Here is a 22,385-nt window from a genome sequence, read left to right on the forward strand (position 1 = left end):
TTACCCCTGATCCGCTTCCGTGACGAGCGCCAGCTTCTTGAATCCTGCGCCGGACAACTGGCCCATGACCTTGGCCACCGTCCCGTAATCGGCCTTCTTGTCGGCCCGCAGATAGATGCGTTCCTCGAGCCCGCCGCGCGCGTCCGTGATCGCCTTCAGCTTCGGGATCAGTTCGTTGATCGCGATCTCGGCGTCGTTGATGAACACCTTGCCCTTGATGTCGACCGACATCTGGATCGGCTTCTGGTCGTTGTTGTCGAGGCTCTTGGCCTGGGTCTGCGGCAGGTCGAGCGGCACGCCGACCGTCAGCATCGGCGCCGACACCATGAAGATGATGAGCAGCACCAGCATCACGTCCACCATCGGCGTGACGTTGATTTCGGCCACGACCGGCTTGCGCCGGCCACGGCGCCCACCGCCTCCGGACGAACTCGCAACGTTCATGCCCATGGTCTGGTGCCCAAATTGCCCTTCACACTATACATGCCGTCCGTCAGCCCCGCTCGTCGATCTGGCGTGACAGGATGGCTGAAAATTCATCGGCGAAGCCTTCGAGCCGCTGGGCCTGCCGGTTCACCTCGGAGGTGAACTTATTGTAGAAAATAGTGGCAGGAATGGCGGCGATAAGGCCGACGGCGGTCGCAAACAGCGCCTCCGCGATGCCGGGGGCCACCACCGCCAGCGAGGTATTTTTCGACGCCGCGATCGACTGGAAGCTCGACATGATGCCCCAGACGGTGCCGAACAGGCCGACAAAGGGGCCAGCGGAGCCGACGGTGGCGAGCACCAGCAGCCGGCGTTCCAGCCGCTCGACCTCGCGGGCGATCGAGACATTCATGACCTTGTCGATGCGCATCTGAAGGCCTGCGACCGAGCGGGCCTGGCTCTCGAACGAACGCTTCCACTCGCGCATCGCCGCGACGAAGCAGGCCGCCATGGAATGCGTCGGCTTGGCCGAGAGCGTGCGATAGAGGTCTTCGATCGACTCGCCGGACCAGAAAGCCTGCTCGAAGCGGTCCATCGAGCGGCGGGTGCGGGCAAACAGGAAGATCTTGTCGATGGCGATCGCCCAGACCCAGACCGAGCAGGCGAGAAGCCCCAGCATCACCGCTTTCACGATCCAGTGAGCCTGCCAGAACAGCGCGATCAGCGACACGTCCGCGGAAGCGGCAACCGGAAGGGCTGACTGAGCCACGTCGGCCGGATTCATAAGCGGTATCCTCTCAAGGCGATCGTTACCTAATGTCCCGGCCGGCAAATCACCGCCGGTTCCCAACTGCCGCGTTAGCACCGGCGCGACCGGCAAGCCCGCTCAAAGCCTTAATCTTTTTGGGGTGCAGGGGGGCTCGTCCAAAGCCGGCCGCCTGCATTCCCTGCCAAGATGTCAAAACTATGGGCCTCGACCCCAGCGGCTTGACTTCGGGCTTTGGGCGCGGTTGTCCGCCCTTACCAGAGCCCGGCGATGGTTAATGCGGGGTTACCGGGACCGAATTTGGCTGCAGGAAAGCCAGGCGTTGCAGGCGGTTGGCAAGCTGCCGGCCCCGGCGGTTGCGGACATCACGGCGGAGGAACCAGCCCTTGCCTTGGCGATTGTCCGGAAAATCAACCTTCGGCGAGGTTTTGCCATGAGCATCAACCCCAAGACGACCGCCGCCATCGGCGATCATCCGCTCCACCCCATGATCATCCCGTTCCCGATCGTCTTCCTGGTCGGCGCGCCCATCGCCGATCTCGCCTTCATCGGAACCGGTGACGGCTTCTGGGCCAGAGCCGCCATATGGCTGATCGGCGCCGGCATCGTCATGGCGCTCGTTGCCGCCGTGGCGGGCTTTGTCGACTTCCTCAGCGAGCCGCGCATCCGCGGTCTCAACGACGCCTGGTATCACATGATCGGCAATCTCGTGGCCGTCGTGCTCGCCGCGATCAATTTCTACCTTCGCTACGCGCAAGGCGCGGAGGCTGCGGTCAAGCCGTGGGGCGTGGCGCTCTCGCTGATCGTGGTCGGCATCCTCCTGTTCACGGGATGGAAGGGCTGGGAAATGGTCTACCGGCATCATGTCGCGGTGCTGGACGCGCCGGGCCAGACCAGTTCGGAGCCGGTCACCCCGCATCATGGCGGCGAGAACCACCGCCGCGCCGCCTGAACGAGGAGCACGTCGCTTGATGACGTGAGGGCGAGTCAGACCGCCGCGGCAGGCTCGGGGCAATTGGTCAGCCGCGCCGGATTCCCGATTGCGGTGCAGCCCCGGGGCACGTCGCTCGTCACGACCGTGCCGGCGCCGATCTTTGCAAAATCGCCGATCCTGACGTCGCCGAGAATTGTCGCGCCCGAGCCGATGAAAACGCCGCGACCAATGCGAGGCGAGCGGGCCGGCAGTTCCGTGCTGCGGCCGATGCTGACGTTCTGAAGGATGGTGGCATCGTCGCCGATGATCACGTTGGCACCGATCACGATGCCGGTGGCGTGGTCGAGAAACACCGACGATCCCAGGCTCGCCGCCGGATGAATGCTGACCTGCAGGACGTTCGAGGCCTCGTTCTGAAACAGCAGCGCCGCGTCGCGATGGTCATGATGCCAGAGCCAGTTCGAGACGCGCCAGGCCTGCAAGGCGACGTAGCCCTTCAAGTGCAGCAGCGGCGCCAACAGTCCCGCGATGGCGGGATCGCGGAGCACGATGGCCTGCAGGTCGCGGCCGGCCACCTCGATCAGATCCGGCTGGCTATCAAAGGCGTCGCGGGAAAATGTTGTGAAGCGCTCGCGTTCGGCCGCGCTGCCGCCAAGCCGGCGTCCGATCAGATCGGAAAGTGCGGCGGTAAAATCGTCATGGGCGAGAATGAGACCGACAAGAGCCTTGCCGAAGATGGGGTCGGCTGCCGCTGCGCGCTGCGCCTCGTCGCGAATTTTCTGCCAGAGGCTCTCGCTCGGCATGATCGCAGCTTCCGTCATCGTTGCCGCCTGCGGTGTTTTGACGCTTGCTTTTCACTGTCGGATATAGGCCGTCGGCAGCCCGCACGCCACGCTCCCCGTGAGGCTACGAGCTTGCATGCCAGGCGGCGGCGATCATATATATATGAAGTCAGTCGAGTTCCCGGCCGAAGCTATGGTCTGAGGTTCGTGCTGCCGCGCTGGCCCGAGTGTTCAGGCAAAGTATCTCGTTCAACACCCCGCAGTGGTCCGCATCCCCGGGTTTGTCGTACACAGCGGCTCTCAGTGCTGCCGAAGCGAATCCCGAATCCCCGTCATCCAAGGTCACGCCAATACATGTCGCCCAACGCCTCCGCCGACGACCAACACGACGACATCATGTATCCCTCCGCCCTGCCGTTCCTGCTGGTCCATCTCGGCTGCGTTGCCGCCATCTGGACCGGCGTTACCTGGCAAGCCCTCGCGATCTGCGCCTCGCTGTATGTCGTGCGCATGTTTGCCATCGGAGCAGGCTATCACCGCTATTTCTCCCATCGGGCTTTTGCAACCGGCCGGGTGTTTCAGTTCATCCTGGCCTGGCTCGCGCAAAGCACCGCGCAGAAAAGCGTTTTGTGGTGGGCGGCCAAGCATCGACATCATCATCTCCATTCCGATACCGAAGACGACGTGCATTCGCCGCGTCATCGAGGCTTCCTCTACAGCCATCTCGGCTGGATTTTTTACCGGGAGCACGATGGCACCGACCTCGTGAAAGTCGGCGATTTCGCCGCCTATCCGGAGCTGATGTGGCTGCATCGCCTGGAGCTGCTGCCGGCCGTTACGCTGGCTGCGCTCTGCTTCCTGGTTGCCGGATGGTCCGGTCTCGTCGTCGGCTTCCTGTGGAGCACCGTGCTGGTCTATCACGCGACGTTCTGCATCAACTCCCTCGCCCATGTGCATGGACGCAAGCGGTACGTGACCGGCGATGACTCCCGCAACAATTGGCTGCTGGCCTTGTTCACCCTCGGTGAGGGCTGGCACAACAATCACCACGCCTACCAGAGCAGCGTGCGGCAAGGTTTTCGCTGGTGGGAAATCGACATCACCTATTACATCCTGAAGGTGCTGTCCTGGTTCGGCGTCGTCTGGAACATGAAGTCGCCGCCGGAGCAGGTGCTGCGCAACGAGCAGCCGCTCGGCGCACGCGTCATCAACCGGGCGGCCCGCGAGCTGGCCGGACGTTTCGATGCGCAGACACTGGCGCACGCGATCTCGTCAGCACTACGCCGGGCCGATTTGGCCCAGTTGCAATTGCCGACGCTGCACGAGATCCTGAGTCGCGCGCACGAAGGCGTCGATGCACTGACGCATCTGCATTTGCCGAAGATTCCGACACGCGAGGAGTTTCTCGCCGAGGCCAAGGCGATGTTCGCGCGAACGCGATCACTCAATGAGATCGTGGACTACGCTTACGAACACTTCCTGGAGTCGGTTCGCGCGCAGCTCGCCACGGCGCGCTGACCAAGGTCTCTCCGGAACAGGACTCTCCGGGCCAGGACTTTCCAGACGGTCGCGGCGGCCTGCCGCGCATTCCCAAAACCAAACCGCCCGCCTGCGGGTTGCGCAGGCGGGCGGCTCGGGGCCATCAGGACTTTGGGGGCATGCGCCTGACGGCTTTGAGAGGCGTCAGTCCCGAGATCGACCTTGAGATCAACCCTGCTGCTGGTCGGTCGGCGGCGGGGTCGGGCGTGTCTTGTGTTGCGCCATGAACTGGTCGAACTCTTCCTTGTCCTTGGCGTGACGCAGACGGTCGAGGAAGTTCTTGAACTCGACCTGCTCCTCCTCGAGCCGCTGCAGCGTCTCGGTCCGGTACTCGTCAAAGGCGCGGTTGCCGCTCGAGGGCGGGCCGAAGCCAAAGCCGAAACCGTGGCGCTCCATGCGGCCGCGCATACGGTCCATCTTGTACTGCATCCGCTCCATCTTGTTCTGCCAGCGATCCTGGTTGCTCCAGCACGACATTCTTCTGCTCCCGAGTGTGAAAAAGAGAAGGGCAAGTCCGATCGGCCACCAGATGATGAAGCCGAGGATGGTCACGGCGATCCAGCCGGGATGCCAGGGCGTATTGAGCATGTGGGGGCGCTCGTAGTGTTGGTCCGAAGGGCCGCGCCATCGATTGACATCAGCGGTGTAGGCCATTTCCCTCTCCATGACGGCATCAGCGCCGTTGTGAATGTAAATAACATTTACATAGGTAGATCATCCCGCGATTTTGTCAAGCCGACCGCCTGACAGGGCGCGGGAATTATTTGGGTAACTTTATTTCGGCTTGCCCCAGGGACCACCGGGCGGCACGCCTGAACCGGAGGATGCCTCCGGTGGCACCGGCGGCGGCTCGGCGCTTTTCGCCGGAGGACGGCGATCGGTCGGGAAGCCGAGACCGCGCAGATAGATCAGCACCTCAGCTTCGAGCAGCTCGTCCGGCGACATCGGCAGCTTTCGACGCGCGGCGTCGCCGCGGGAGAACAGCGAGGCCACGCCATGCGCCATCGTCCAGATGTGCAGCGCCATCATCATGGCCGGCGGCCGCGGCGTGCCCGGCGGCGCCAGCGCGGCAAGCCGCTCCGCCGCGGCACGAATGATGTTGAAAGCACGCTCGCTGGCGGCCTGCAGCGCCGGATTGGAATCCACCGGCACGCCAGATTCGAACATCGCGTTGTAGAACGCGGGCTCCTCGCGGGCGAAGGCGAGATAGGCCCTGCCGACACGCTCGAACGCCGTGACGGTGTCGGGCCGTCCGTCGTCCCAGGCCGCGGTCAGGCGCGATTCGAACTGCTCGAAGCCGCGTTGCGCGATGGAGGACAGCAGTTCTTCACGGTCGCGAAAATGCCGGTACGGCGCCGCCGCACTGACGCCGGCCATGCGCGCGGCATCGGCAAAGGTGAAGCCGGCCGCGCCCTTCTCGGCGATCAGCCCGAGGGCGGCCTGCAAAAGGGCTTCCTTCAGATTGCCGTGGTGATAGCCGCGCTCGGCGCGGCGCGTCTCCTTGCGCCAGCTCATGTGAACGAGCTTTACATGAGCCGGGCATGAAGGTCACTAGCGGCGACGGTTTGATCAGCCCCGTATTTCCCGCAGTCGTTCCGGGGCGATCCGAACCATCGGACCTCGGAATGATGCCAGGCCTGGCGCCCCGGGGACTAACGCCCCGGGATCGGCAGCACCGGCATGACCTCGATGGACTCGCCCGGGAAGATCGCAAAATGCGGGTGGTTCTTGAACAGTTCTGCAGCGGCCTCCTGCGAGGCCGCGCGCACCACCGTGAAGCCGGTCAGCGCATTGCTGACCTCAGTGACCCCGCCGGCGTCGATCCTGCGGGTCTTGCCGAGTGGGCCGCCCATCTCGACGATGACGCCCTTATGCTTTTCGACCCAGCCGTGCCAGGCGGCCATGCCTTCCTGCTCCTTCGCCTTCCGTTCAGCCTCAGGCATCGCGTGCCAGGCTGCCATTTTCGTGCCGGTCATGCTGCCGAGATAGACGGCGAGAAACGTGTGTTCGGTGCTCATTGGGGGTGTCCTCAGGTTTGGTGGGTTGGAGAAAAATCCGGGACTTCGGCCGCGGCGGCCGCCTTGGTTATTTGCTTCTCAGGTCGGCAAACCCGGCGGCTGCCTCCTGCACCTCGGGCGAAAAATCGACCATCTCCTGCACCTGCCGGATCTCGATGATTTCGTTCGCTGAGGCCGGGCATCTCTTGGCCCAGGCGATCGCCTCGCCACGCGAATCGACCTCGATCATCCAGTAGCCGCCCAAGACTTCCTTGGCCTCAGTGAAGGTGCCGTCGGTCACAACAGGCTCACCGGTCGCAAAGGAGACGCGCGCACCCATCGACGGCGGATGCAGGCCGTCGAGCGTGATCAGCACGCCGGCGTCCTTCAGCGCCTCGTTGTAGCGCATCATCGCGGCGACACGCTCGGGATCGAGTTGGACATCCGGCGGCGCGGTCTCGTAGCCGAGCGGGATCATCAGCATCATGAATCGCATGGAGGTTCCTTGCTTGCTTAGTCGCCCTTACCCAAGACGAGCGAACCTTGACGAAACCGACAGGTGACGAAAATTATTCTGGAGATGATTGCGCTGGCCGCTAGCGCGCCTGCGGCAGGAAACGACCGTCCTGCCGGGCAGCGCCGAAATAGACCTCGATACGACGAACCTTGCCGCCGGCGAAGGTGAAGAACTCGGTGTTGCGAAAGCTCCTGCCATCTGTCGCCAAGCAGATAGGTGACGAAGGCCTCGTCGCCCTGGACGAAAATCCGCTCGATGTCGTGCCGCGCAATCCAGCCGGTGTCCCTCCAGCAATGCTCGAAATAGGCCGCCTTCTCGAGGTCGTCGTCGAACGGGCTGGTGAAGCGAAAGTCGTCCGCCAACGCGTCGGCGACCCGTTGCCGGTCGTTGCCGAGATAGGCGGCGAAGAGGTCTCGAATCAGGTGTTCGGGGTCGGTCATCGAGCGGTTCCATGGACAATCGTCTTGAAGACGGTCGACGCACGGCCGCGCCGACATCGAGCACGGCTTCAACCATGCGAAAAATAATGCAACGCGGCGGCCGTACAAATACGGGCCTCCTATGAACTCCGCCGTGCATATGAATCGAGAATGCTTGCGACCTGAGCAACATGGCGCGCGCACGTGAAATGACTGAACGGGTGCCGCCTCGTGCAGGAATTTACAGTTGCTCAAGAACAGCATGCAACTTTTTGGCTTGAGCGAACGGTATGACAATCCGGCTGATTCGCCCCTCAGCATGACGCGGAGCTTACGTGTTCAATTTCCAGAGCAAGAAAGTCAGGCACGCAGTCGCGGAGGTCGAGGCGCTCGACCGGTCCCAGGCCGTGATCGAATTCGGCCTCGACGGCACCATTCTCGATGCCAATGAAAATCTCCTCAAGATGAGCGGCTATTCGCTCTCGGAGATCAAGGGCAAGCATCACAGTATCTTCGTCAGCCCGACTGAACGGGAGAGCGCCCGTTACCGCGACTTCTGGGCCAGCCTGAACCGCGGCGAGTTCCAGACCACGCAATACAAGCGGTTCGGCAAGAACGGCAAGGAAGTCTGGGTCCACGCCTCCTACGCGCCGCTGCGCGACGAGAACGGCAAGGTGGTGAGCTTCATCAAGTTCGCCACCGACATCACGGCATACAAGGTCAAGACCATGGAGGACGCGGGCAAGATCGCCGCGATCAGCCGTGCCCAGGCCGTGATCGAATTCAACATGGACGGCACCATCGTCGCCGCCAACGAGAATTTCCTGGGCGCAATGGGCTACTCGCTCGACGAAATCCGGGGCAAGCACCACAGCATGTTCGTCACTCCGGAAGATCGCGCGAGCTCGGCCTACGCCGACTTCTGGGCGCGGCTGAACCGCGGCCAGTTCGAAGCCGCCGAATACAAGCGGATCGGCAAGGGCGGACGCGAAATCTGGATTCTGGCGACCTATAACCCTATCCTCGACGAGACCGGCAAGCCGTTCAAGGTGGTGAAATTCGCGACCGACGTCACCGCGCAGAAGATGAAGGCGGCCGACAATGACGGACAGCTCGCCGCGATCCAGAAATCGCAAGCGGTGATCGAGTTCAACATGGATGGCACCATCCGCACCGCCAACGAGAATTTCTTGAAGGCGATGGGGTATTCGCTGGCGGAGATCAAGGGACAGCACCACTCCATGTTCATCGAGCCGAACGAAAAGAATTCGGCGGCCTATCGCCAGTTCTGGGAGACGCTCAACCGCGGTGAATACCAGGCCGCCGAATACAAGCGGATCGCCAAGGGCGGCCGCGAAATCTGGATCCAGGCGTCCTACAACCCGATCCTCGACCTCAACGGCAAACCCTACAAGGTGGTGAAATATGCCACCGACATCACCGCGCAGGCGATCGGCCGCAAGAAGGCCGACAACGCGCGCGGTCTGATCGAGGCGGTCGCGGCCGGCAGCGAAGAGATGAGTGCCTCGATTCGCGAGATCTCCGCGACCATGGCAAAGTCACGCGAGAATTCGAAGGTCGCGACCACCCGCGTCGAGGCCGCCGACGGCCAAGCGCAGCGGCTGAACGCGGCGGCGCAGGCGATGAGCGGCATCGTCGAGATGATCTCGGGCATCACCGGCCAGATCAACCTGCTCGCGCTCAACGCCACGATCGAATCGGCGCGCGCGGGCGAAGCCGGCCGCGGCTTCGCCGTGGTCGCCTCCGAGGTGAAGAGCCTCGCCAACCAGGCCAAGCAGGCGACCGACACCATCACCTCCGAAATCGACGCGCTGAACACCATCTCCGGCGACGTTGCAAGCTCACTGACCGCGATCAAGGTCGCGATCGCCGGCGTCAACGAGTTCATCGCCTCCACCGCCGCCGCGGTCGAGGAACAGAGCATCGTGACGGCCGACATGTCGGCCAACATGCAGCGCGCCACGGCGGAGCTTGCTTAGGCGCCCTGCGCGGCCGCAAAAGGAGAGCCTCGAAGAGCAAAGGCGCGATAGTTTGTCGCGTCTCCTCACGGCTTTCATGGTAGGGAGACCGCCTCAACTCCCGAACCACGGATAAGCTATGACCGCCTCCCCGCAGAAAATCGCCCTCGTCACCGGAGCCGCGCGTGGCATCGGGCTTGCGACCGCGAAGAAGTTTTTGACCGAGGGCTGGCGGGTGGCGCTGCTCGACATCGAGGGTGAGCTGCTCGGCCGCGCGGTCGCCGAGATCGGCCGGGACGAGACCACGCTGGCGTTGACCTGCGACGTCTCGGACGCAGCCGCGGTTGCCGCCGCGATGGCGATGCTCGAACGGCGGTTTGGCCGGCTCGACGCGCTCGTCAATAATGCCGGCATTGCCGTGTTCGCGCCGCTGATGGAGACGTCGGAGACCGACTGGCGGCGCGTGCTCGAGGTCAACCTCACCGGTCCGTTCCTCTGCACCAAGGCGGCGGTGCCGCTGATGCGCGACGGCAATGGCGGTGCCATCGTCAACATCACCTCGATCTCGGCGGTGCGCGCCTCGACGCTGCGCTCGGCCTACGGCACCAGCAAGGCGGGCCTCGCGCACCTCACCAAGCAGCTCGCGGTCGAGCTTGCGTCCCTCAACATCCGCGTCAACGCGGTCGCGCCGGGGCCGGTCGACACCGCGATGGCAAAGCAGGTGCACACCAGGGAGATCCGCGCCGACTATCACGACGCCATCCCGCTCAACCGCTACGGCCTGGAAGAGGAACTTGCCGAAGCGATCTACTTCCTTTGCTCGGAACGATCGAGCTACATCACCGGCCAAATTTTGGCCGTCGATGGCGGCTTCGATGCGGCGGGCATCGGCCTGCCGACGCTGCGCGGCGAACGGCGGAACGGATAGACACGGCGTAGGTTGGCTTAGCGAAGCGTCACCCACCTCTTCTCGTTGACCTATCCTATGGACTCGAATTCGCGGAGGCTTCATGCGACGCGTCACCCTCATCAAGGCCTTGATGCTCGCATCCGCGCTGCTCGCCGCCACGCCTGCCTTGGCCGAAATCCGCATCATCCAGTCGCCCGGGGGACAGGTCGGGCCGTTCCTCGATTTGTTCGAGAAGGTGCGCGAGAGCGGCGAGCGCGTCGTGATCGACGGTCCCTGCCTGTCCGCCTGCACGCTGTTGCTGAGCATCGTGCCGGGCGAGCGGATTTGCGTCACCAAGCGTGCCGTGCTCGGCTTCCATGCGGCGCGCTCGGTCGATCGACGCGGGCGCTTCTACGCCGAGCCGGAAGCATCAGATGCGGTGCTTGCGGCCTATCCCGGCCCGGTGCGCGACTGGATCAGCCGCCGCGGCGGCCTGTCGTCGCGGTTGCTTCTGCTGAAGGGGCGCGACCTCGCCGCGATCTATCCGCGCTGCCGGTGATGATCAGGCGGACCCAAGCGCCCGCACCGCAGCGCCGCGCAACCACATCGTTTCGATGATCGCGAGCGTCAGCTTCACGCTCATCGCGTTGCTTCGTGAGCCAGCAAACAAGCGCGCCGGCAAAATTGGGCCGGTCACGCGCTTCGTGAGCCCTAATAATAACTCTGGATCAGCTGGCTCAATTCCATGCTCGCGCAGATGAGCATACCCCAAAGTGCAAAGTTGATCTGCAGCGCCGCCGCCATCGGTCGCTCCCCTTCCAAGTCCGCCCGCCCCAGTTTTTAGATTTATGACGAAATAAATAACGATTCTGTCCCGGAGTTCACAGCCTAATATTGCGCCAGTTGTTGTGCGATGCGGTCCGCATCATTTCACGAAGCGGCCTCACTGCTCTCGCAATGTGGTGCGACAGGAGAATCCATATTCGGCCATGTCGGCCACGCGTTTCCTTAGGTTCCATTTGAGCGGTGCGACGCAAGCTTCGGCAAGCGGAGTTGGCGCGTCGCATACAACACCCAAGGGTCCGGCATGATGCGACACGGCTTTGTCTTGCTCACTTTTTGCGCAACACTCATGGGATGCGCGGTCGCGCCTGCGCAGGAACGCCGTCCGATCGCATGGGACGGCCTCGGTCAGGATCCGAACCGTCCCTCTGTCATGAAGCGTCGTGTGGCGACCCAAGCTCCCGCGGCGAGTGATCCGAATCAGGAGCGGGAAAAAGTACTCGGCACCTTGCGCCCGTACTCCGCGGCGTGGTGGGCAATCCATGACGAAATCGAAGCGGAGAACGACAGGCAGCTCGGGACCAAGCTCGTGATCTGCCCGCGCTGCGTTCCGTCGTCCCAATCACCGAGCAATGACGTGACAGGATCAATCCGCTGATGGACATGCTGTCGATCGGCGCATGACGCAACGGCCTCATGCGCGCCCCTCTCCCGCGTCGTCAGGGAGAGGGGATCGCCGCTTGGCGCGTCAGGCGATCGCGCCTGTCACATTCCCTCGGCCGGGCAGTTCACCATCCAGGGAATGCCGAACTTGTCGACGCACATGCCAAAACCCTTGGCCCAGAAGGTCTTGCTGAAGGGCATGGTGACCTTACCGCCATCGGCGAGTGCGTTGAACTTGCGCTCGCCCTCCGCGGGGTCCGCGACCGTGAGCGAGATCGAAAAGCCCTGCGGCTTGTGAAAATGCTCGGGCGGCGCATCCGACCCCATCAGCACGCCGCCGTCGGGCAGCGACATCCGCGCATGCATGATCGTCTTCTCGCGGCCGAGCGCAGCCGCCATGTCCGGCGGTGCGTCCGACGAACGCATCATGGCATCGATCTTGCCGCCGAGAACCTTGGCGTAATAATTGAACGCCACCTCGCAGGTGTCCTGGTAGAACAGATATGCATTGAGCATCGTTTCTCTCCTTTTGGCTTTCGTTCGGGGTGACGGCGCTACTTCTCGGTGAGCTTCTTCAGGCTCGCCAAGCCGGCCTCGAAATCCTTGCCGATCATGTTGTCCATGTTGATGAACACCTGCATGACCTTAGACAGGAACGGGGCCGGACCGGACATCGCCCACGTGACCAGTGTGGCATCGCCTTGCGGCACAAAGGTGAACTCGGCGGTGTTGTGGCCTTCGAAAGGCCGCTCGAAATCGAGCTTGATGCGGAGTTTTGACGCCGCACTCGCCTCGAGTATCTCCATATGGCCGGCGCCGACATTGTTGTTGCCGTCCCAGGCATAGGTCGCGCCCTTGCCTTGCGCGGTGCCGCCAAACGTCTGCTTCATCGCAGGATCGCGGTTCTCGTAGGGTGACCAGGCGGTCCAGCGATGGAAATCGGCGACCTGCGGATAGATCGCATTGGCTGGCGCTTTCACGGCGAGGCTGCGTTCGACGCGGAATGTGTCGGGCTTCGTCAGGGCGAAGACGAGCACGCCCACGATTCCGACTACGAACAGGACGGCGATGACGGCAATAGCTTTCAGCATGAATGGCTCCCTGGATACGGTCCTAGGACGAAGGGAGGGCGCCGGGCCCGACAAGGCGAGGCGGAAATTTTGCTACGCCCGAAGCAGGCGCTCCCTACGTCACCTTGGCGCCTTGACTTTGGCGTCTTGCCTTGCGCCGCCATTTGCGACCTTGGGCTGGCTGTCCCGGATCAGGCGATCGAGATGCATGCGGATGTGAGCCGCTTCTGCGGACGTGTTGGCGAGAGCGATGGCGCGGTCGAATGCGATGCGGGCTTCGTCGTTGCGGCCGAGCTGCATCAGGAAAGCGCCGCGCACGCCGTAGAAATGGAAGTAATTGGCAAGCTTTGGCGCCAGCGGCTCGATCAGGTCGAGCGCGGCTTGCGGGCCGCGCACCTTGGAAATCGCGACCGCGCGGTTGAGCGTCACCACCGGCGACGGCTGCACCACCTCCAGCGCACCATAGAGCAGGTCGATCTGAGCCCAGTCGGTCTCCTCAGGCGTCGACGCGCGGGCATGCAGCGCGGCGATCGCTGCCTGGATCTGGTAGGGCCCGCTGCGGCGATGGCGTATCGCCTTGTCGATCAGCGCGAGGCCTTCCGCGATCATCGTGCCGTTCCACAGCGAACGATCCTGGTCGTCCAGCAGGATCAGCGAGCCATCCGCGGCAAAGCGCGAGGCACTGCGAGCATGCTGCAACAAGATGAGCGCCGTGAGCCCCATGATCTCTGGCTCGCTCTGGAACAGCCGCAGCAGCAGCCGCGCCAGCCGGATCGCTTCCTCGCACAGCGGTTTTCTGATTTCGGCGGTGTCGCCGCTCGCGGAATAGCCCTCGTTGAAGATCAAATAGATCATCGCGGCCACACCGGCGAGCCGCTCCGAACGCTCGACCGCGCCCGGCGTTTCGAACGGCGTCCCGGCCTCCGCCACCTTGGCCTTGGCACGCGTGATGCGCTGCTCCATCGCCGCATCCGACACCAGGAAGGCGCGCGCGATCTGCTTCACCGTCAGGCCGCAGACGATACGGAGCGCCAGCGCGATCTGCTGCGTCGCCGGCAGCCCTGGATGGCAGCAGATGAACATCAGTCGCAAAATGTCGTCGCGGTAGTGCGAGCCGTCGAGCCGCTCGGCGAGCGCGCCCTCGGCGTCGTCGAGATCGGAGATCGCCTGGTCGTCCTCCGGCAGCGGCTGCTGCTTGCGGGTGCGGCGCACCTCGTCGATCGCAACGTTGCGGCCGACCATGATCAGCCAGGCCGCGGGATCGCGCGGCGGTCCGTTCTGCGGCCAGGTCTTCAGCGCGCGCAGGCAGGCGTTCTGAAACGCTTCCTCGGCGGTGTCGAGATCGCGGAAATAGCGCAGCAGCGCGCCGACCGCCTGGGGGCGCGCCGAGGTCAGCGCGGTCTCGATCCAGGCGGTATCGGCCTCGCTCACGTCAGATTCCCTCCGGGCCTGAACACGCCTACCGGGCGTACCTCATAGGCGCCACCCGGATTGGCCGATCCGAGGTCACGCGCAACGTCGAGCGCCTCGTCGAGGTTCTTGCAATCGACGATATAGAAGCCGAGCAACTGCTCCTTGGTCTCCGCATAGGGGCCGTCGAGCACCAACGGCGGATCTTCCTTGCGCAGCGTCGCTGCCGCAGTGGTCGGCAGCAGCCGCGCCACCGGGCCGAGCCGGCCCTGCTGTGTCAGCTTCTCCTGCACCACGGCGAGCTTCTTCATCACGGCTTCATCCTGGTCCTTGCTCCAGGAGCCGACGAAGTCCTCGTCGTGATAGCAAAGGATCGCATAAAGCATGGGCAGTACCTTCTCTGAACGCTTGTTTTGAAGACGATCTACTATGCCTCGCCCCGACACGGCTGCGGAAAAAAATTGCAAGAAAAATCCGACAGATCGTGGCAAGGAGGGCCATCAAAGCGGAACCTCAAGAGGCACTTCGAATGACAGTGGGCACACTGGCCGTCCTGATCAACAGCACGCAGCAAAACTGGCTGCCGGAGCGCTGGAAGGCCCGGTTCGACGCGGTCGGCGGCGGCCGCCGCGTGGTGCTGCTGCCCGATGCCGGGCTCGATCCGGCCGAGGTGCACTATGCCGCGGTGTGGAAGCCGGTGCCGGGCGATCTCGGCTCCTTCCCCAATCTGCGTGCGATCTTCAATCTAGGCGCCGGCGTCGACGCGCTGATGGCGGACAAGAGCCTTCCGAACGTGCCGCTGGTGCGCGTGGCCGTGCCCGATCTGACCGGCCGCATGACCGAATACGTCGTTCAGCACGTGCTGATGCACCACCGCCAGGAGCTTTATCTGCGCCAGTCGCAGCGCGAAAAGCGCTGGGAGCCGACCTATCAATGGCCGGCGAGCGCGGTCACGGTCGGTGTCATGGGACTGGGCACGCTCGGCACCGATGCGGCCGAAGTGCTGCGGCGGCTTGGTTTCCGTGTCGCCGGCTGGAGCCGCAGCCCGCGCACCATCGCGGGCGTCGAATGCTTCCATGGCGCCGGGCAGATCGACGCGTTCCTGCGCACGACCGATATTCTCGTCAGCCTGTTGCCGCTGACGCCCGATACACACGGCATCCTCAACCGCGACGTCTTCACCAAGCTCAACCGCAAAAGCCCACTCGGTGCGCCCGTGCTGATCAACGCCGGCCGCGGCGGCCTTCAGAACGAAGCCGACATCCTGGCCTGCCTCGACGACGGCACGCTGGGCGCCGCCTCGCTCGACGTCTTCGTGCAGGAGCCGCAGCCGAACGACAGCCGGTTCTGGACCCATCCCAAGGTGCTGCTGACCCCGCACAACGCCGCCGATACCGACGCCGATGCGATCTCGGCCTATGTCGCTGAGCAGATCGCGCGGTTCGAGGCGGGTGGTGTGCTGGAGAACGTGGTGGACCGGGCGCGGGGGTATTGAGACCTCATGTGCCACCCGAGCCCGTAAAATCACTGATCGCCGGCCGGTATCCCGTTCACCCTCTCTTAGCGAGAAGTTGATACGCGTTGTTAATCAACGCTCAACGAACGAGTCGGACATGCGCTTTACGCTCGGCCTCAGGATGCGGATCACGGTTGCGCTGGCGGTGACGGCTGCCGCGACCGCGCTGTTTGCGGTGCTCGGTGCAATGTGGATCATCGCGGGGATCATCGACCGCGCCGACCAGCGCGAGCTGCGCAGCCATTACGATGCCCTGCAATCGCGCATCGCCGAGGAGTCCCGCCGCGCCGCCGCCATGAGCGCCGTCGTCGCCGCGATGCCGGCGACGCAGGACGCGATGGCCAAGCAGGATCGCAATGCCTTGGTCAGCCTGTTCGGGCCGGTGTTTGCCGCGACCAAATCGGAGTACGGAGTCGAACAGTTCCAGTTCCACGTGGCGCCCGCGACCTCGTTCCTGCGCGTGCACCAGCCTGCTAAATTCGGCGATGACCTCTCCGGCTTCCGCAAAACCGTGATCATGGCCAATCAGGAGCACAAGGTCGTGGTTGGCCTGGAGGGCGGCCTGGCCGGGCTCGGCATCCGCGGCGTGGTGCCGATCGCGCAAGGCGGCAAGCATCTCGGCTCAGTGGAATTTGGCCTGACCTTCGGCCAGTCCTTCCTGGACGACTTCAAGACCAACCGCCATGTCGACATCGCCTTCCATCTCGCGGACGGCGGCGGCTTCAAGCTGTTCGGCGGCACGCTGAAGGGCAAGAGCTTCTTCGACGCGACCGATTACGGCCGCGCCGCCGGCGGTGACTTCACGATGCGGCAGGCCAAGCTCGACACAACGCCGGTGGCCGCGCTGCTCGGACCGATCAGGGATTTTTCCGGCAAGCCCCTCGGCGCGGTCGAACTGGTGATGGATAATGCCGACTATGTGGCCTCTGCCGACCGTGCCTGGCTGCTGGCATTCGGCATCGCCGCGCTCGGGCTCGTGCTCGCCGCAATCGTCGGCTATCTCATCGCCCGCAGCATCTCGCGTCCGATTATCTCCATCACCACGGTGATGCGCGAGTTGGCCGACGGACATCTCGATGTTGCCGTCCCCGCCAGCAAGGCGAATGACGAGGTCGGCGCGATGGTGAGGGCGGTCGCGGTGTTCCGTGACAATGCGATGAGCTTCAACAAGCTCCAGGCCGATCAGCTCGAGGCCAAGGTGCAGTCCGAAGCGGAGAAGCGACGCGCGTTCGCCGCGCTCGCCGACAATTTCGAAGCCAGCATCCGCGACGTCGTCACCACGGTCTCCTCGGCCGCGGTCGAGATGGAGAACACGGCGCGCTCGATGTCTGATATCGTCGAGCGGTCACGGCAGCAGACCGGCACGGTGTCGTCGGCCTCGGCGCTCGCCTCGGAGAATGTGCAGACGGTTGCTGCCGCCGCGGAGGAGCTGTCGTCGTCGATGACCGAGATCAGCCGGCGCCTTGCGCACGCGACGGCGGTCGTCGGCAAAGCTGCGAGCGACGGGCGACGGTCGAATGAGCGCGTGCAGAGTCTGGCCGACGCCGCGCAAAAAATCGGAGACGTCGTCTCCTTCATCAGCGGTATTGCCGAGCAAACCAATCTGCTGGCACTCAACGCAACAATCGAGGCGGCGCGCGCGGGCGAAGCCGGCCGCGGCTTTGCGGTGGTCGCTTCAGAGGTGAAGGCGCTGGCAACCCAGACCGCCAAGGCGACCGAGGAGATCGGCGCGCAGGTGACGGCGGTACAGGGCGAGACCACCGGCGCAGTGGACGGCATCCAGTCGATCTGCGCCACGATCCAGGAGGTCGACGAGATCTCCGCGGCGATTGCGGCCGCCGTCGGCCAGCAGGGCACCGCGACGCAGGAGATCGCGCAGAACGTCCAGCAGGCAGCCGCTCGCACCGGCGAGGTTTCGCAAAACATCGCGGGTGTCACCGCCGGCATCGCCGCGACGGGAACAGCAGCGGAGGAAGTCCTGGGCTCGGCGATCGAGCTGTCAAAACAATCGCAGCGGCTGCGCGACGAGGTGGACCGCTTCCTCGCGCATATTCGCGCAGCGTAGCGGGGACGACGTTTGGGAGATAGCTTGCGCCACGCAGCGCCTAGCTCTTTCCTCCCACTATCACGTCGATCGTCCCCTTTACGATCGCCTCGAGCTCCTTCCGCGACACACGCGCGCGGGAGCGAATAGCGATTGAGTGCACGGTTGCTGAAGCGAGCTGCGCCAGCACGGCGGGATCGGCGCTCTCGGGCAACTCGCCTTTCTCCTTGGCGCGGCGGAAGCAACTCGCAAATGCCTTGTCGAGCTCGTTGAGGCCATCGAGCACCATCGCGCGGATGTCGGGATCGCCGACCGCCTCGGAAGCCGCCGTGACCACGGTGAAGCAGCCGCGCGGGCCGGCCTCGCCGGAGAGATAGATGTTCAGCGCGGCGGCGAAGATGCGCTCCAGCCGCTGGCGCACGGGCATCTCCTGGCGAAAGATCTCCACCATCGATGCGCGCGCTTCCTCGCGGTAGCGCTGATAGCTCTTGATGTAGAGCTCGCGCTTGTCGCCGAAGGCACCATAGAGGCTCGGGCGATTCATGCCGGTGGCTTCGCTGAGATCGTCGAGCGAGGTCGCGGCGAAACCCTGCGTGCGGAACAGGTCGAGCGCCTTGCCAAGCGCGACGTCGGGCTCATAGGCGCGCGGACGGCCGCGGCGTTTGTGTTCGCTGGCAGCAGCTGGCGGCTTCTGTTTTTGTACCATTTCGCAATTTAATCCTTGACCGCCGCTATAATATGCAAGACAGTACAAAAATCAATCTGGCCGGGTTGAGCGACACTCCAGAAGTCACATCGAGGAATTGCCCAAGGAGGCTCAAGATGGATCTTTATTTCTCGCCGCTCGCCTGTTCGATGGCGACCCGCGTTGCGCTTTATGAAGCCGGCGCCGAAGCGAATTATCTCGAAGTCGACCCGCCGACCAAGACAGTGCTGAGCGACGGCACTGACTTTCGAACCGTGAACCCGATCGGCCTGGTGCCGACACTGCGGACCGATGAGGGCGTGGTGCTAACTGAGAACGCCGCGATCCTGCAATATATCGCCGACCGCTTCCCGCAATCGGGCCTCGGCGCCGCAGCGGGCATCGATCGCACGCGGCTGCATCAATGGCTCTGCTTCATCGGCACCGAGCTGCACAAGGGCCTGTTCATCCCGGTGCTCGACCGCAAGGCGCCGCAGGAGACGAAAGCCTATGCGCTGGAGAAGAACCTGTCGCGGCTGGACTATCTCGACAATTACCTGAAGGGGCGCGACTTCCTGCTCGACCATTTCAGCGTCGCCGACGCCTATCTCGTCACGGTCATCAACTGGACCATGGCGACGCCTCCGATCGAGCTCGCCAAATGGCCGAACGTGAAGGCCTATTACGAACGCCTGCGTCAACGGCCGTCGATCGCCAAAGCGATCGCGGAAGAGTTCGAGCTGTACAAGGCCGAGCAGGCGCGGAAGAAGGCGGCGGCGTAAGCGACATTCGAAATCACCGTCGTTCCCGCCCATGCGCCGGGACGACCGGTTAAACAGCGCGACAGACCGCGCCCCGGAACAATTGGCTATTTCGGCGCGTGGAGTACGACCCCGTAGCGTCGGTATATCCGATCGATCGTGCCGTCGTTTCGCAGCCGTTCAACCGCTCCATCGATGGTGTCGCGCAATGCATCATCCGGACGGACCATGCCGACCGCGACGTTCCAGTTGAGATCGGCTATGGACTCGTCGCGATCCAGGATGCGGAGTGCCTTGTCCGGATGCGTCAGGTTGAAATAACTCGCCGCGGCGGGTGTGACCGCAGCGGCATCGATCTCATGGTTTGACAGGGCGTCGAGGCTGTCGCTCTCGAAGCCGAAAGTCGACGTCGGGACGTGCCGTTGACTGATGATCATGGCAGCGACGGAGCCGACCTGCACCCCGACCTTGGTATGCTCGTTGAGGCTCTGGAACGAGGCGAGCGCGCTAGATGAGGGGACGGCGAGTGCGACGCCCGTGCGATAATACGGTTTTGAGATTCTCAAGCGGGTTTCACCCTGCGCTTCGCGGTCGGCGATGACATCCAGAACGATATCGCAACCGGCGCTCCGCATCTGGTACTGGGTGATGATCCAATCGAGTCGCAGGGAGACGCCGAGCTCGTGTGCCAGCGCCTGGCCCAATTCGATCTGAAAGCCGGGAGGATCGGCGGCCTTGCTTGCGAACGGAAGCGAGTTCGGATGGGCGCACAATCCGAGCACGCCGGACGCGCGGATCGCGTCCAGGGTTCGCCCCTGCGCAGGATTCAGCAGTGCGATCACGGCGCCGACCACAAGCGGGAGAACTGTCTTCATTCCGCGTCCTCGTATCGACATCGGCCTGATCGATTCAGCCCTCGCGCGGCTTCAGGGCGCGGATATATTTGACGATCTGGTCGATCTGCGCGTCGGTGAAGGCCCCGCCGAATGCCGGCATCGCACCAGACTTGCCGTTCTTGATGCGGCTGTGCAGATAGTCGTCGTCGCGCGGGGAATCCATCAGCTGCGGTCCCTTGCCGGCGGCCCGGCCGCCAGCGGAATGACAAAAGCCGCAAGTCCCCGCGAATAGCTGTTCGACGTCGAACGTCCCGTTGTCGGGTACAGGAGTGACAGACTGCGCCTGAACCGGTGCGGCATACAGCGACGAGGCGCCCAGCACCGCCGATAGCAGCGCGGTGATCTTCTTCACATGCAAGTTCAAGGTATCCAGCTCCATATCCTGAAGCGCCACGCCCCGAAGCACGAGTCCTGAAGCACACCCGAAAATTCCAATGCACGGGAAGCAAGCTTGCGCCTGCTCCCCGGCAATCTGCGATGATTTATTTCAAGCTGAAGACGACGAGCGCCCCGTCATCACGCGGCATGCTCTTGTAGACGCCGCCGAAGTTTGGCGCGTATTCGTCCGCCAGCATGCCGCCAAAGCCAGCGGCCACGGCAATGTACTGCTTGCCATTGACGGAATAGCTGACGATGCCGCCCTGGTGGCCGGTGCCGTTGTTGTGACTCCACAGCTCGGCCCCGGTTTCGGCATCGTAAGCATGAAGGATGCCGCGGGAGTCGGGCACGAATACGAGATTGCCCGCAGTCGACAGCACGCTTCCGAGCGGCGGCTCGGGATAGCGAACCTCCCACTTCTTGGCGCCGGTGATGGGGTCGCGCGCGTCGAGATGTCCATAGATCTCTCCGCCCGGAGGGGGTACCATCTTGAAATCGGCGCCGATGTTAAGCTGGACCTGGGGCGCTGTGACCGGCGTCGTCTTCTGGACGTCGAGCGTCATGCACCATTCCTGGCCGATCTTGTAGTACAGGCCGGTCTTCGGGTTGTAGGAGCCGGCATTCCAGCTGACGCCGCCGCCAATGAAGGGGCACAGCGGCGGTTCGGTAACCTTCCCGGCCGTGAAGTCGCGACGGCCGATCAAGGCACCCGTCTTGGGATCGATATCCTTGACGAAATTGATGTTCTCAACGAGCCGCCAGACATTCTTCACGGCGAGGTTGCGGTCATAGACGAAGACGAAACCGCCCTTGTTCGGGTGAACTACGAACTTCTGACCGTCGCGTTCGAGCATCACAAACTCGCCGACCGCGCTGTCGAAATCCCAGGCGTCGTGCGGCAACTCCTGATGATGGAATTTCAGCCTGCCGGTATCGACGTCGAGACCGATCACCGAACTCGTGTAGAGATTGTCGCCGGGACGCGCGCCTTGCGTCTTGTAATCGGCGCCCGACCAATCGTAGAGCGGCGCCGGGTTTGCGGTGCCCCACAGGATTGTATTGGTCTCGGAATCGTAAGTGCCCGGCATCCAGCCACCGCCCCCGCCCGTGCGCCAGGAATCGTTTCCCCAGGTCTTCATGGCCTCGTCGGTGCCGGCGACGGTCAAGAACTCCCACTTCTTCTTCCCGGTGGTGGCATCCAGGCCGAAGATCGGGCCGCGGCCCGGCCATTCACCGCCTTGCGCTCCGATGACCACCGTGCCCTTCGCGTAAAGCGGCGCACCGGTGAAACCGACCGTGAGCTTCTGCGAGTCGATCAGCCTGGTTTCCCAGAGGACCTTCCCCGACTTCATATCCAGGCCAAGAACCCTGCCATCCATGGTGCCGACGAAAACCTTGCCCTCGCCGAGCGCTACGCCGCGATTGTAGGGGGAATGGGTCTGACGGGAGATCAGGGCCTCGTCGAGCTCCGGAAAATGCGACCAGATCACCTCGCCTGTCGCGCCGTTGAGCGCAAAGACCCGGCTGTAAGAACCCGAGTAATAGAGCACGCCATCCGCCGCGAGCGGCATCGATTGCAGGCCGCGGGTCGAGCGTCCTGGAATATGGGTCCAGGCAACGTTCAGATTGCCGACGTTGTTTGCATTGATCTGCGCCAGCGGGCTGTAGTGATAGGATTTGTATGAACCGTGATAGGTCAGCCAATCGTTCTGACCGCCGTTCTCGATCCGCGCAGTATCCACGGACTGGGCAAAGGCTGACGACACCATCAGCGTCGCGCCGGCAACAAGAGGTAGACCAGACTTACACCAACGCTTCTTCATCCGTTCCTCCCGCTCTTATGTTTGCTTAACGTGCGTCTCACAGATGCCGCCGCGAGGGATGCTGCAGTCCGCTGTCTGTCGGTTCTTCTCCATGCCATTCGAGCCACC

At 63.5% G+C, this 22,385-nt stretch carries 24 protein-coding genes and 1 pseudogene; 9 read left to right on the top strand and 16 right to left on the bottom strand.

Going from position 1 to position 22,385, the window contains the following annotated elements; all coding sequences use genetic code 11:
• Together tolR and tolQ are read right to left on the bottom strand one after the other, a co-directional pair.
• A complete protein-coding gene (tolR, locus tag GWG67_RS12420; protein WP_275169601.1) occupies positions 1 to 450 on the bottom strand; it encodes a protein TolR in 450 nt (149 codons plus the stop codon).
• A 43-nt stretch (positions 451 to 493) separates the two neighbouring features.
• A complete protein-coding gene (tolQ, locus tag GWG67_RS12425) occupies positions 494 to 1,210 on the bottom strand; it encodes a protein TolQ (RefSeq protein ID WP_007596319.1) in 717 nt (238 codons plus the stop codon).
• Positions 1,211 to 1,625: 415 nt separating this feature from the next.
• Between tolQ and GWG67_RS12430 the strand changes: the two genes are divergently transcribed.
• Positions 1,626 to 2,144: a DUF2231 domain-containing protein gene (locus tag GWG67_RS12430; RefSeq protein WP_275169602.1), complete on the top strand. Its 519-nt coding sequence runs from the start codon at positions 1,626 to 1,628 to the stop codon at positions 2,142 to 2,144.
• 35 nt (positions 2,145 to 2,179) lie between these two features.
• Here the strand turns inward: GWG67_RS12430 and GWG67_RS12435 are convergent, their stop codons facing one another.
• Positions 2,180 to 2,947 (bottom strand): DapH/DapD/GlmU-related protein, encoded by a 768-nt coding sequence (locus tag GWG67_RS12435; protein ID WP_275169603.1) that lies wholly within the window; start codon positions 2,945 to 2,947, stop codon positions 2,180 to 2,182.
• Between the two features lie 315 nt (positions 2,948 to 3,262).
• Between GWG67_RS12435 and GWG67_RS12440 the strand changes: the two genes are divergently transcribed.
• A complete protein-coding gene (locus tag GWG67_RS12440) occupies positions 3,263 to 4,426 on the top strand; it encodes an acyl-CoA desaturase (RefSeq protein ID WP_275169604.1) in 1,164 nt (387 codons plus the stop codon).
• 189 nt (positions 4,427 to 4,615) lie between these two features.
• Here the strand turns inward: GWG67_RS12440 and GWG67_RS12445 are convergent, their stop codons facing one another.
• The 5 genes and pseudogenes from GWG67_RS12445 to GWG67_RS12465 form a co-directional block, all read right to left on the bottom strand.
• Positions 4,616 to 5,101 (bottom strand): DUF2852 domain-containing protein, encoded by a 486-nt coding sequence (locus tag GWG67_RS12445; protein ID WP_007596323.1) that lies wholly within the window; start codon positions 5,099 to 5,101, stop codon positions 4,616 to 4,618.
• Positions 5,102 to 5,221: 120 nt separating this feature from the next.
• On the bottom strand, positions 5,222 to 5,962 hold the full coding sequence (locus tag GWG67_RS12450) for a TetR/AcrR family transcriptional regulator (RefSeq protein WP_275169605.1): 741 nt from the start codon (positions 5,960 to 5,962) through the stop codon (positions 5,222 to 5,224).
• A gap of 137 nt (positions 5,963 to 6,099) precedes the next feature.
• Positions 6,100 to 6,465, bottom strand: a complete 366-nt coding sequence (locus GWG67_RS12455; protein ID WP_275169606.1) for a YciI family protein — start codon at positions 6,463 to 6,465, stop codon at positions 6,100 to 6,102.
• 67 nt (positions 6,466 to 6,532) lie between these two features.
• The gene (locus GWG67_RS12460; protein ID WP_275169607.1) at positions 6,533 to 6,940 is read right to left on the bottom strand and encodes a YciI family protein; all 408 of its coding nucleotides are present in this window, start codon (positions 6,938 to 6,940) and stop codon (positions 6,533 to 6,535) included.
• A 100-nt stretch (positions 6,941 to 7,040) separates the two neighbouring features.
• Positions 7,041 to 7,401 (bottom strand): annotated as a pseudogene (locus tag GWG67_RS12465) (nuclear transport factor 2 family protein).
• Between the two features lie 314 nt (positions 7,402 to 7,715).
• Here GWG67_RS12465 and GWG67_RS12470 point away from each other — a divergent pair.
• From GWG67_RS12470 to GWG67_RS12485, 4 genes are all read left to right on the top strand, one after another.
• On the top strand, positions 7,716 to 9,380 hold the full coding sequence (locus GWG67_RS12470; RefSeq protein ID WP_275169608.1) for a PAS domain-containing methyl-accepting chemotaxis protein: 1,665 nt from the start codon (positions 7,716 to 7,718) through the stop codon (positions 9,378 to 9,380).
• 118 nt (positions 9,381 to 9,498) lie between these two features.
• Positions 9,499 to 10,287 carry an SDR family NAD(P)-dependent oxidoreductase gene (locus tag GWG67_RS12475; protein ID WP_275169609.1) on the top strand — a complete coding sequence of 263 codons (789 nt, stop codon included), beginning with the start codon at positions 9,499 to 9,501 and terminating at the stop codon, positions 10,285 to 10,287.
• 82 nt (positions 10,288 to 10,369) lie between these two features.
• Positions 10,370 to 10,807: a hypothetical protein gene (locus GWG67_RS12480; RefSeq protein WP_275169610.1), complete on the top strand. Its 438-nt coding sequence runs from the start codon at positions 10,370 to 10,372 to the stop codon at positions 10,805 to 10,807.
• A gap of 528 nt (positions 10,808 to 11,335) precedes the next feature.
• On the top strand, positions 11,336 to 11,689 hold the full coding sequence (locus GWG67_RS12485; protein WP_275169611.1) for a hypothetical protein: 354 nt from the start codon (positions 11,336 to 11,338) through the stop codon (positions 11,687 to 11,689).
• Positions 11,690 to 11,796: 107 nt separating this feature from the next.
• Here GWG67_RS12485 and GWG67_RS12490 read toward each other — a convergent pair whose 3' ends face one another.
• The 4 genes from GWG67_RS12490 to GWG67_RS12505 form a co-directional block, all read right to left on the bottom strand.
• On the bottom strand, positions 11,797 to 12,210 hold the full coding sequence (locus GWG67_RS12490; protein WP_275169612.1) for a VOC family protein: 414 nt from the start codon (positions 12,208 to 12,210) through the stop codon (positions 11,797 to 11,799).
• Positions 12,211 to 12,248: 38 nt separating this feature from the next.
• Entirely contained in the window at positions 12,249 to 12,785 is a 537-nt protein-coding gene (locus tag GWG67_RS12495; protein ID WP_275169613.1) for an SRPBCC family protein, read from the bottom strand.
• A 99-nt stretch (positions 12,786 to 12,884) separates the two neighbouring features.
• Positions 12,885 to 14,195 (bottom strand): RNA polymerase sigma factor, encoded by a 1,311-nt coding sequence (locus GWG67_RS12500; protein ID WP_275169614.1) that lies wholly within the window; start codon positions 14,193 to 14,195, stop codon positions 12,885 to 12,887.
• Complete coding sequence (locus GWG67_RS12505; protein ID WP_275169615.1) at positions 14,192 to 14,560, bottom strand: YciI family protein; 369 nt, start codon at positions 14,558 to 14,560, stop codon at positions 14,192 to 14,194. The genes GWG67_RS12500 and GWG67_RS12505 overlap by 4 nt, the downstream gene beginning before the upstream one ends.
• Before the next feature lie 143 nt (positions 14,561 to 14,703).
• Between GWG67_RS12505 and GWG67_RS12510 the strand changes: the two genes are divergently transcribed.
• Together GWG67_RS12510 and GWG67_RS12515 are read left to right on the top strand one after the other, a co-directional pair.
• Complete coding sequence (locus GWG67_RS12510) at positions 14,704 to 15,669, top strand: glyoxylate/hydroxypyruvate reductase A (RefSeq protein WP_275169616.1); 966 nt, start codon at positions 14,704 to 14,706, stop codon at positions 15,667 to 15,669.
• Between the two features lie 118 nt (positions 15,670 to 15,787).
• Positions 15,788 to 17,755 (top strand): methyl-accepting chemotaxis protein, encoded by a 1,968-nt coding sequence (locus tag GWG67_RS12515; protein WP_275169617.1) that lies wholly within the window; start codon positions 15,788 to 15,790, stop codon positions 17,753 to 17,755.
• A gap of 40 nt (positions 17,756 to 17,795) precedes the next feature.
• Here the strand turns inward: GWG67_RS12515 and GWG67_RS12520 are convergent, their stop codons facing one another.
• On the bottom strand, positions 17,796 to 18,440 hold the full coding sequence (locus GWG67_RS12520) for a TetR/AcrR family transcriptional regulator (RefSeq protein WP_275169618.1): 645 nt from the start codon (positions 18,438 to 18,440) through the stop codon (positions 17,796 to 17,798).
• Positions 18,441 to 18,556: 116 nt separating this feature from the next.
• Between GWG67_RS12520 and GWG67_RS12525 the strand changes: the two genes are divergently transcribed.
• Complete coding sequence (locus GWG67_RS12525) at positions 18,557 to 19,201, top strand: glutathione binding-like protein (protein WP_275169619.1); 645 nt, start codon at positions 18,557 to 18,559, stop codon at positions 19,199 to 19,201.
• A gap of 86 nt (positions 19,202 to 19,287) precedes the next feature.
• Here the strand turns inward: GWG67_RS12525 and GWG67_RS12530 are convergent, their stop codons facing one another.
• From GWG67_RS12530 to GWG67_RS12540, 3 genes are all read right to left on the bottom strand, one after another.
• A complete protein-coding gene (locus GWG67_RS12530) occupies positions 19,288 to 20,055 on the bottom strand; it encodes an ABC transporter substrate-binding protein (protein WP_275169620.1) in 768 nt (255 codons plus the stop codon).
• 34 nt (positions 20,056 to 20,089) lie between these two features.
• Positions 20,090 to 20,440: a cytochrome c gene (locus tag GWG67_RS12535; RefSeq protein WP_275169621.1), complete on the bottom strand. Its 351-nt coding sequence runs from the start codon at positions 20,438 to 20,440 to the stop codon at positions 20,090 to 20,092.
• A 118-nt stretch (positions 20,441 to 20,558) separates the two neighbouring features.
• Entirely contained in the window at positions 20,559 to 22,277 is a 1,719-nt protein-coding gene (locus GWG67_RS12540) for a PQQ-binding-like beta-propeller repeat protein (RefSeq protein ID WP_275169622.1), read from the bottom strand.
• Between the last annotated feature and the right edge of the window lie 108 nt (positions 22,278 to 22,385).

Source organism: Bradyrhizobium sp. CSS354 (assembly GCF_029051725.1).
Classification (GTDB): Bacteria; Pseudomonadota; Alphaproteobacteria; order Rhizobiales; family Xanthobacteraceae; genus Bradyrhizobium.

Coding starts and splice junctions, on each gene's coding strand:
- GWG67_RS12435 (WP_275169603.1), bottom strand. CDS start 2,947: ATGACGGAAGCTGCGATCATGCCGAGCGAGAGCCTCTGGCAGAAAATT.
- GWG67_RS12475 (WP_275169609.1), top strand. CDS start 9,499: ATGACCGCCTCCCCGCAGAAAATCGCCCTCGTCACCGGAGCCGCGCGT.
- GWG67_RS12485 (WP_275169611.1), top strand. CDS start 11,336: ATGATGCGACACGGCTTTGTCTTGCTCACTTTTTGCGCAACACTCATG.
- GWG67_RS12495 (WP_275169613.1), bottom strand. CDS start 12,785: ATGCTGAAAGCTATTGCCGTCATCGCCGTCCTGTTCGTAGTCGGAATC.
- GWG67_RS12520 (WP_275169618.1), bottom strand. CDS start 18,440: ATGGTACAAAAACAGAAGCCGCCAGCTGCTGCCAGCGAACACAAACGC.
- GWG67_RS12440 (WP_275169604.1), top strand. CDS start 3,263: ATGTCGCCCAACGCCTCCGCCGACGACCAACACGACGACATCATGTAT.
- GWG67_RS12460 (WP_275169607.1), bottom strand. CDS start 6,940: ATGCGATTCATGATGCTGATGATCCCGCTCGGCTACGAGACCGCGCCG.
- tolR (WP_275169601.1), bottom strand. CDS start 450: ATGGGCATGAACGTTGCGAGTTCGTCCGGAGGCGGTGGGCGCCGTGGC.
- GWG67_RS12430 (WP_275169602.1), top strand. CDS start 1,626: ATGAGCATCAACCCCAAGACGACCGCCGCCATCGGCGATCATCCGCTC.
- GWG67_RS12450 (WP_275169605.1), bottom strand. CDS start 5,962: ATGAGCTGGCGCAAGGAGACGCGCCGCGCCGAGCGCGGCTATCACCAC.
- GWG67_RS12515 (WP_275169617.1), top strand. CDS start 15,788: ATGCGCTTTACGCTCGGCCTCAGGATGCGGATCACGGTTGCGCTGGCG.
- tolQ (WP_007596319.1), bottom strand. CDS start 1,210: ATGAATCCGGCCGACGTGGCTCAGTCAGCCCTTCCGGTTGCCGCTTCC.
- GWG67_RS12525 (WP_275169619.1), top strand. CDS start 18,557: ATGGATCTTTATTTCTCGCCGCTCGCCTGTTCGATGGCGACCCGCGTT.
- GWG67_RS12530 (WP_275169620.1), bottom strand. CDS start 20,055: ATGAAGACAGTTCTCCCGCTTGTGGTCGGCGCCGTGATCGCACTGCTG.
- GWG67_RS12510 (WP_275169616.1), top strand. CDS start 14,704: ATGACAGTGGGCACACTGGCCGTCCTGATCAACAGCACGCAGCAAAAC.
- GWG67_RS12540 (WP_275169622.1), bottom strand. CDS start 22,277: ATGAAGAAGCGTTGGTGTAAGTCTGGTCTACCTCTTGTTGCCGGCGCG.
- GWG67_RS12445 (WP_007596323.1), bottom strand. CDS start 5,101: ATGGCCTACACCGCTGATGTCAATCGATGGCGCGGCCCTTCGGACCAA.
- GWG67_RS12490 (WP_275169612.1), bottom strand. CDS start 12,210: ATGCTCAATGCATATCTGTTCTACCAGGACACCTGCGAGGTGGCGTTC.
- GWG67_RS12480 (WP_275169610.1), top strand. CDS start 10,370: ATGCGACGCGTCACCCTCATCAAGGCCTTGATGCTCGCATCCGCGCTG.
- GWG67_RS12505 (WP_275169615.1), bottom strand. CDS start 14,560: ATGCTTTATGCGATCCTTTGCTATCACGACGAGGACTTCGTCGGCTCC.
- GWG67_RS12455 (WP_275169606.1), bottom strand. CDS start 6,465: ATGAGCACCGAACACACGTTTCTCGCCGTCTATCTCGGCAGCATGACC.